Here is a 6823-nt window from a genome sequence, read left to right on the forward strand (position 1 = left end):
CAGATATCGGGTATCCCATAGATAGCCGGTAGCGTAGAGATACCCGGTATCTGAATGATGAAGTTCTTTGCGAATGTCGTGGCTAATGGAAGTTCCGTGCCCTGACCGCAACCGGTCGGCGGTCATTCTCTCCAATCTGTCCAAGCAGCGCAGTCCCGTCTTCAAGGTTTCGCACAACCACGTGCATGACATCACCTTCGCGCTGCAGGGTGCCGTGAACGATCATCAGCGACGCGCCCATGACGATGGCCCGTTGCGCTTCGATCCGATCTTTCCACAGGATCAGATTGGCCACCCCGGTTTCATCCTCGATCGTGACGAACATCACGCCTTTTGCCGTGCCGGGACGCTGACGCATCAGCACCAGTCCCGCAATCACCACGCGGGTTCCGTCCCGTAATGTCGCTAGATCCTCACAGGGAATAATACCTCTTTCCGTAAGCCCCTCGCGCAGGAATGCCAGAGGGTGCGCCCGCAGGGTGAGGCCGGTCGCGAGATAATCTTCCACAACATCCGAGCCTTCGGTCATCGGGCGCAGGATGACGGATGGTTCAATGACTTCCGGAGCAGGCCGGTTACGTCCGCGATCCGCCGCTGCAAACAGAGGGAGTGGCTCATCCGCCAGCCCCTTGATCTGCCACAGGGCCATACGGCGATCGCAGTTCAGGCTGGCAAACGCATCCGCTTCGGCCAGACGCTCAAGAGCGATCGTTGGAACGTCCGCCCGGCGCCAGACGTCTTCGACACTTTCATAAAGAGGCATGCGATTGGCAATCAGACGGGCGGCGTCCGCGTTCGCCAGTCCTTTCACCAGCCGCAGACCAAGCCGAACCGCCAGACGCCCGCTTCCCGAGCGCCCTTCAAGCGTACAATCCCATCGGGACTGATTCACGCAGATCGGTCGCACCTCGACCCCATGCTCACGTGCGTCGCGGACGATCTGGGCCGGAGCGTAGAATCCCATGGGCTGACTGTTGAGCAGTGCGGCGCAGAAGACGTCCGGATGATGGCATTTCAGCCACGAAGAAGCGTAGGCGACCAGCGCGAAACTCGCGGCGTGACTCTCGGGAAATCCGTAGGAGCCAAAGCCTTCGAGTTGCCGGAAGGTGCGCTCGGCGAACTCCTGCGTGTAGCCGTTGGCCACCATGCCGCGCACCATCTTCTCCCGGAAATCGGCGATGGACGCCGTATGATCGCGCATCTTCATGCCGCGCCGCAGCTGATCGGCCTCACTCGGCTTAAAGCCCGCACAATGAATGGCCACCTGCATCGCCTGTTCCTGAAAGAGCGGCACGCCCAGGGTTTTGCCGAGGATCCGACGCAGGGCAGGTGAAGGACAATCAGGCCGCTCGAGACCCTCGCGGCGGCGCAGATAGGGATGGACCATATCGCCCTGAATCGGACCGGGCCGCACGATCGCCACCTGAATCACCAGATCGTAGAAGGTGCGCGGGCGGGTGCGCGGAAGCATCGCCATCTGGGCGCGACTCTCGATCTGGAAGGTGCCGAGCGTGTCGGCACGGGCGATCATCGCGTAGGTCTGTTCGTCTTCGGGCGGGATCGTCGCCATGTCATAGGCGCGGCGCCCGTGCCGCACCAGAAGATCAAAGGCGCGCTGCAGACAGCCCAGCATGCCGAGGCCGAGAACATCGACCTTCATGAAGCGCAGTTCGTCGATGTCATCCTTGTCCCACACGATGATCTGACGATCTTCCATGGCCGCGGGTTGGATCGGCACCAGTTCGTCCAGCCGGTCATGGGTGAGGATGAAGCCACCGGGATGTGTTCCCAGCTGACGCGGAAAGCCCAGGATCTGGCGGGCGAGATACAGCGTCAGAGACAGACGCCGGTCACGCAGATCAAGACCGATCTCCCGCGCACGGGTCTCGAGCTTTCCTTTATCATCCAGAGCGGATGCGAGATGTTTCGAGAGCAGTCCCAGCACATCGTCGGGCAGGCCCAGCGCCTTGCCGACGTCACGCACCGCGCCTTTGGGTTGATAACGCATCACGGTCGCGCACAGGGCCGCCCGCTGGCGGCCGTAGCGCCGGTAGATCCACTGGATGACCTCTTCACGCCGGTCGCTGTCAAAGTCCACGTCGATGTCGGGCGGCTCGCGACGCTCCACCGAGATGAACCGCTCGAAGAGAAGACCGGAGCGCACCGGATCAATGGCGGTGATCCCCAGGACGTAGCAGATGGCGCTGTTGGCGGCCGAGCCACGTCCCTGGCAGAGGATTCCGATGGCGCGCGCATGGCGGACAATGGTGTTGACCGTCAGGAAATACGGCGCATAGCCAAGCTGACCGACCAGCCTGAGTTCGTGCGTGAGCTGGCGCCGCACATCGTCCGGTGCGCCGGCCGGATAGCGTGACGGGAGAGCCTCGCGCACCAGACGAACCAGCGTATCCTGAGAGTCTTCGCCCTCCACATCGGTCTCGGACGGATACTGGTAACGCAGTTCACTGAGCGAGAACCGGCACAGAGAGACGATCTCGCCCGAGCGCGCCAGCGCCGCTTCATGGCCCCGATAGAGCGAGGCCATTTCAGTCGGGCCGCGCAGATAGCGATCCCGCCATGGCTCACGCAGCGCGCCGAGTGCGTCCATGCTCACATTGTGCCGGATGGCGGTGAGCAGATCCTGCAGCACGCTGCGGTCGGCCGCGTGATAGAGCACATCGCCGGTCACGACTGTCGCGACGTTAGCCGCTCCGGCCATACGCTCCAGCGTGTTCAGGCGTTCCGTATCGCCTGCCCGCCAGTGACGGCTCAGGGTGAGCCATATCCCGGCACAATGGTCGCGGATCCGCGTGAGAGCATCCAGTCGTTCCTGCAGCACCGCATACGGGGCGTCCGAAGAAAGCAGCAGCAGCAGGCGGGAGGCGCGCTCGCCCGTCAGATCACTCCACGCCAGATCGAGCCGTCCACGCTCGCCGCGCCGATGGCCAAGGGTCAGCAGGCGACACAGCTGGCCCCAGCCTGCCCGGTCCACCGGATAGGCCAGCAGAACACTGCCGTCGCACAGCTCCACACGTGCGCCGGGCAGCAACCGGACTCCTTGGGTCTGTGCGGCGGCATGAGCGCGGACGATGCCGGCGACCGTGCCGTGGTCGGTGATACCAAGCGCCGGATAATCAAGCCGCGCCGCACGGGCGAACAGGTCTTCAGGATGGCTGGCGCCACGCAGAAACGAGAAGTTCGTGCAGGCCTGCAGTTCCACGTAGGCGGATGAGACCATGCCTCATCTCCCGTGCGGATGCCGGTGCGGCGTCGCATCGGGCTGCGGGGCTGCCGGTCTCCGGCACAGCACGAAGCCGCTGCGCTCGAGATGCTCGACCAGACGTTCGGCCACCACGCGCGCCATCAGCTCGTCGGCGTCATGCACGCGCCGTCTGCCGTCATAGCGAAGCCCATGAATCAGCGCCTCGGCGATCTCGGACGGCGACGCCGGTGACAGGTCTTCCTTCGTTTCGTCTACCCCATTCATCAGAACAGTCCGTGGAGGAACCACGCGCCATCCCCTGTCCAGCTGTGCGTGCCGTCGCCCTGGCGATACAGCCAGAAGCGCTCGCCATCTTCGGTCTCGGTAATCCAGTAATCGCGGGCGGCGTGAAACTCGCTGTCCGAGAGCCACCATTCCCCCTGGATGCGCTCAGGACCGTCTGCGCCGCGCACCCGGTGCGTGCGGCCGTCCCAGACAAAGCGCTGGGGTGCGCCGCTTTCGGCCTCGGCCTCGACACGTAAGGGCTTTGGCGGATCGAGCAGACGGATGGGGCGGACGAAAGAAAAGGTGGATGTCGGCTCGACCGCATCCTGTGTGACAGGGGACTGTGCCTGAGCGCGCTCGGGGATCTGGCTGGCCCGTGGCGTAAGGCGGAACACCCGTGACGCGCCGACACGGTTGCACAGGCGGTCCACCAGACAGGCGAGATCGCCACTTCCATCCTGTCCGCGCTCAAGCACACTCTGGTCGCCCGTGGTCTGCCGCGCTTCATGGTGGGAGACGGTGAGCGTCATCACTTCGATCCCGAAACCCGGCTCGATGACGGCGAGCCGTTCTTGCAGAAGGCGGCGCAGATGGGCCGGCTGATCGACGGGCGACGCGGTGCCCACGCGCACCGGCTGGAGCGTGCCATCGACACGCTCACAGACCAGATCGAGCTGCCGTGCGCCCTGACCGCGCTGGCGCAGGATCTCGGAGATCTCGTCCACCAGTTCACCGATCACCACTGCCAGAGCCTCGGCCGTGCCGATCGGTTCCACCATCTGGCGCTGCGCGCGGATGGCATCGAGCGGAATGACCGGACGGATGGGTTCGGGACGGACGCCCAGCGCCTCGTCCAGCCGGTGCATCAGAAGATCTCCGAAACGCCGTGTCAGAGGCGCGCGGGCCGTGCGTCGCAGATCGCCAATCCGGGTAAACCCGAGGCGGATCAGCCCCTCGCAGGTCTCGGCCGGCAGACGCAGGGCTGCAACGGGCAGGGGATCGAGAGCGGCAGCCGTGCCGCGCGATGGAACGAGTGTGTCCCGTTCACGCCCGAAGCGCGCCAGCGCGTGCGCAGCGCCAGGCGTGTCCGCAAGGGCGAGGCGGATATGATAGCCCAGCGCTTCCAGCCGTTCGCGCACAACCGCCAGCATGGCGTCCTCGCCGCCATACAGATGGGCGCAGCCGCTGGTGTCGCACCATACGCCGTCCGGTGGATCCGCTGACGTCAGGGGGCACAACCACAGGCACCATGCCGCCAGTCGCTCCAGAGCGGCCTCGTCCGCTTCCCGGTTGCCCTCAAATGCTGCGAGGTCGGCGATCAGGCTCCGGGCATGGGCCAGTGCCATTCCAGGACGCACACCAGACTGCCGGGCCATGACATCGGCCGCTATCACCACAGGGCGCCGACCATCGTGCTCATGCAGCACAAGCCCCGTCCCGATGGTCTCCTGCGGGTGGCGACGCCGCCACAGATCCGTGTGCCACAGGGGAAACCAGATCGAGAGGATCCGTCGCATGACCGGGTAATCCGTATGTCCAGGTGAAAGGGCGTCCGTCCCGGCTGCGAAGCAGCTCGATGCGCCAGTGTTCCGGTCCGATCACGCTGTTCAGCGACACCGGCCGCGCCGCCCCGATCCGCCAGCGGGTTTCACAGGCGCTGGGAGGCGGTATTGCGCCGTTCGGGGCAGGGCGGAGCAGAAAGCCCGTGGTGCCGGAGCTTTCGGCCGCGAGCTGCAGGCGTCGTGATGCGGTGAGGGACAGCGGAACGCAGAGATCGCAGACCAGCGCCGCTATCCGGCGCTCGCGCAGGATGTCCTCGCAGAGCGGGAGCAGATCGCGGGTCTCGCTCTGCACGCAGATCAGGCGTCCTGGCGCGAGGCCTGCGCCCTGCAGTCCGGCCGCATGCAGGTTGAGATGGTGTGCTGCAAGCCACACCACCTGACCCGGTGTCCGGGCCAGAACGTGGGCGACAAACCGCGTGGGGCGGGCGAGCAGGGCACGGTCACAGCCGGTTCCGAGGAACTCGTGGACGCGGCCACGGCTCAGGCCGCCGCCCAGCCGGTCATCAAGAGCGGTGAAGCCTGTTGGAAGACGGGTGACGACCTCAGTTGCGGCGTGATGCCGTTCCATGCGGCGGATCTCGTCGCGCAGGAGCGCGAGCGTATCGGCTGTTCTCCGGGCCATGGTGTGTCCTCGCTCAAAAACAAGAACATACAGAGAACATAATATCGCTTTAAGTCAAGAATGAACCGTCCCGGCGTGAAGATCGCGGCTGTCCATTGCGCTATACGGCTCATGGCGTGTGATCGCGGCCCGCAGCGTCTCCAGACCGGGTTTTTTCGCGGTTTCAGCAGTCATTTCACGGCTCGATGTCCCTTGTGCAGGTGCATTTCATGATTATATGTTCGTGATTTGTTCCGATGCAGCGATGGAAGTCAATGCAAATTCGCACCGCCTCAGGCATGATGCAGGGCGCATAACCACCCGGAATTATTGGTGAAGGTACCTTAAGGAATTGAATTCAGAGACTTCTCCCATCCCAAACAGCGACGATTATCTGTCCCGTCTGAATGACGCGCAGCGGCAGGCCGTCACGCACGGGACCGGAGTCTCGGCAGGCGGGGCGGTTTCATCCCCGCTGCTGGTCATCGCTGGCGCCGGATCGGGCAAGACCAACACGCTGGCCCACCGGGTGGCGCATCTGATCGCCTCAGGCGCCGATCCGCGCCGTATCCTGCTGCTGACCTTCTCGCGGCGGGCCAGTGTCGAGATGACGCGGCGCGTGGAGCGCATCTGCAAAACGGTGCTGGGGGACAAGGCCGGCCCACTGGCCGACGCGCTGGCCTGGGCCGGGACGTTTCATTCCATCGGCGCGCGGCTGCTGCGGGAATATGCGCAGCAGATTGGCATGGACCCGGCCTTCTCGATCCATGACCGGGAGGATTCCGCCGATCTGATGAATCTGATCCGGCATGATCTGGGGTTTTCCAAAACCGAGAAGCGTTTTCCCGGCAAGGGCGCGTGTCTGGTCATCTACTCCCGCGTGGTGAATTCCGGCGTGCCGCTCACCGATGTTCTGCTGAAGCACTATCCGTGGTGCGCGGGCTGGGAAGCCCAGCTCAAACAGCTCTTTGCAGGCTATGTCACGGCGAAGCAGGAACAGGGCGTGCTGGATTATGACGACCTCCTGCTGTGCTGGGCGCAGATGGTCAGCGATCCGGTTCTGGGGTCGTTTGCGGGAGGGGGCGAAATCCTACGCTAAGCCGAGGACGCGCTTTCCGTAGTCCCTAAGTTCGCCCTTTGGGCCGACATATCGATAGAGAGTGACACGCTGGA

General features: G+C 64.3%; 5 protein-coding genes. 1 reads left to right on the top strand and 4 read right to left on the bottom strand.

The window, feature by feature from the left end; genetic code table 11:
- Window positions 1–82 precede the first annotated feature (82 nt).
- Genes GVI59_RS14730 through GVI59_RS14745 form a run of 4 tightly spaced genes read right to left on the bottom strand, consistent with a single transcriptional unit; the run spans window position 83 to window position 5671 of the window.
- Entirely contained in the window at window positions 83–3238 is a 3156-nt protein-coding gene (locus GVI59_RS14730; RefSeq protein ID WP_173574921.1) for an error-prone DNA polymerase, read from the bottom strand.
- A gap of 3 nt (window positions 3239–3241) precedes the next feature.
- Window positions 3242–3511, bottom strand: coding sequence for a hypothetical protein (locus GVI59_RS14735; protein ID WP_338422108.1), 270 nt, complete (start codon window positions 3509–3511; stop codon window positions 3242–3244).
- A complete protein-coding gene (locus tag GVI59_RS14740) occupies window positions 3487–5004 on the bottom strand; it encodes a DUF6504 family protein (RefSeq protein ID WP_173574922.1) in 1518 nt (505 codons plus the stop codon). Before GVI59_RS14740 ends, GVI59_RS14735 begins: the two co-directional genes overlap by 25 nt.
- Window positions 4904–5671 (bottom strand): ImuA family protein, encoded by a 768-nt coding sequence (locus GVI59_RS14745; protein WP_173574923.1) that lies wholly within the window; start codon window positions 5669–5671, stop codon window positions 4904–4906. The genes GVI59_RS14740 and GVI59_RS14745 overlap by 101 nt, the downstream gene beginning before the upstream one ends.
- A 331-nt stretch (window positions 5672–6002) precedes the next feature.
- Between GVI59_RS14745 and GVI59_RS14750 the strand changes: the two genes are divergently transcribed.
- Window positions 6003–6749, top strand: coding sequence for a UvrD-helicase domain-containing protein (locus GVI59_RS14750; protein WP_242013133.1), 747 nt, complete (start codon window positions 6003–6005; stop codon window positions 6747–6749).
- The last annotated feature ends 74 nt before the right edge of the window (window positions 6750–6823 follow it).

Origin of the sequence: Acetobacter sicerae (genome assembly GCF_011516765.1) — a bacterium.
Taxonomy (GTDB): Bacteria; Pseudomonadota; Alphaproteobacteria; order Acetobacterales; family Acetobacteraceae; genus Acetobacter; species Acetobacter sicerae.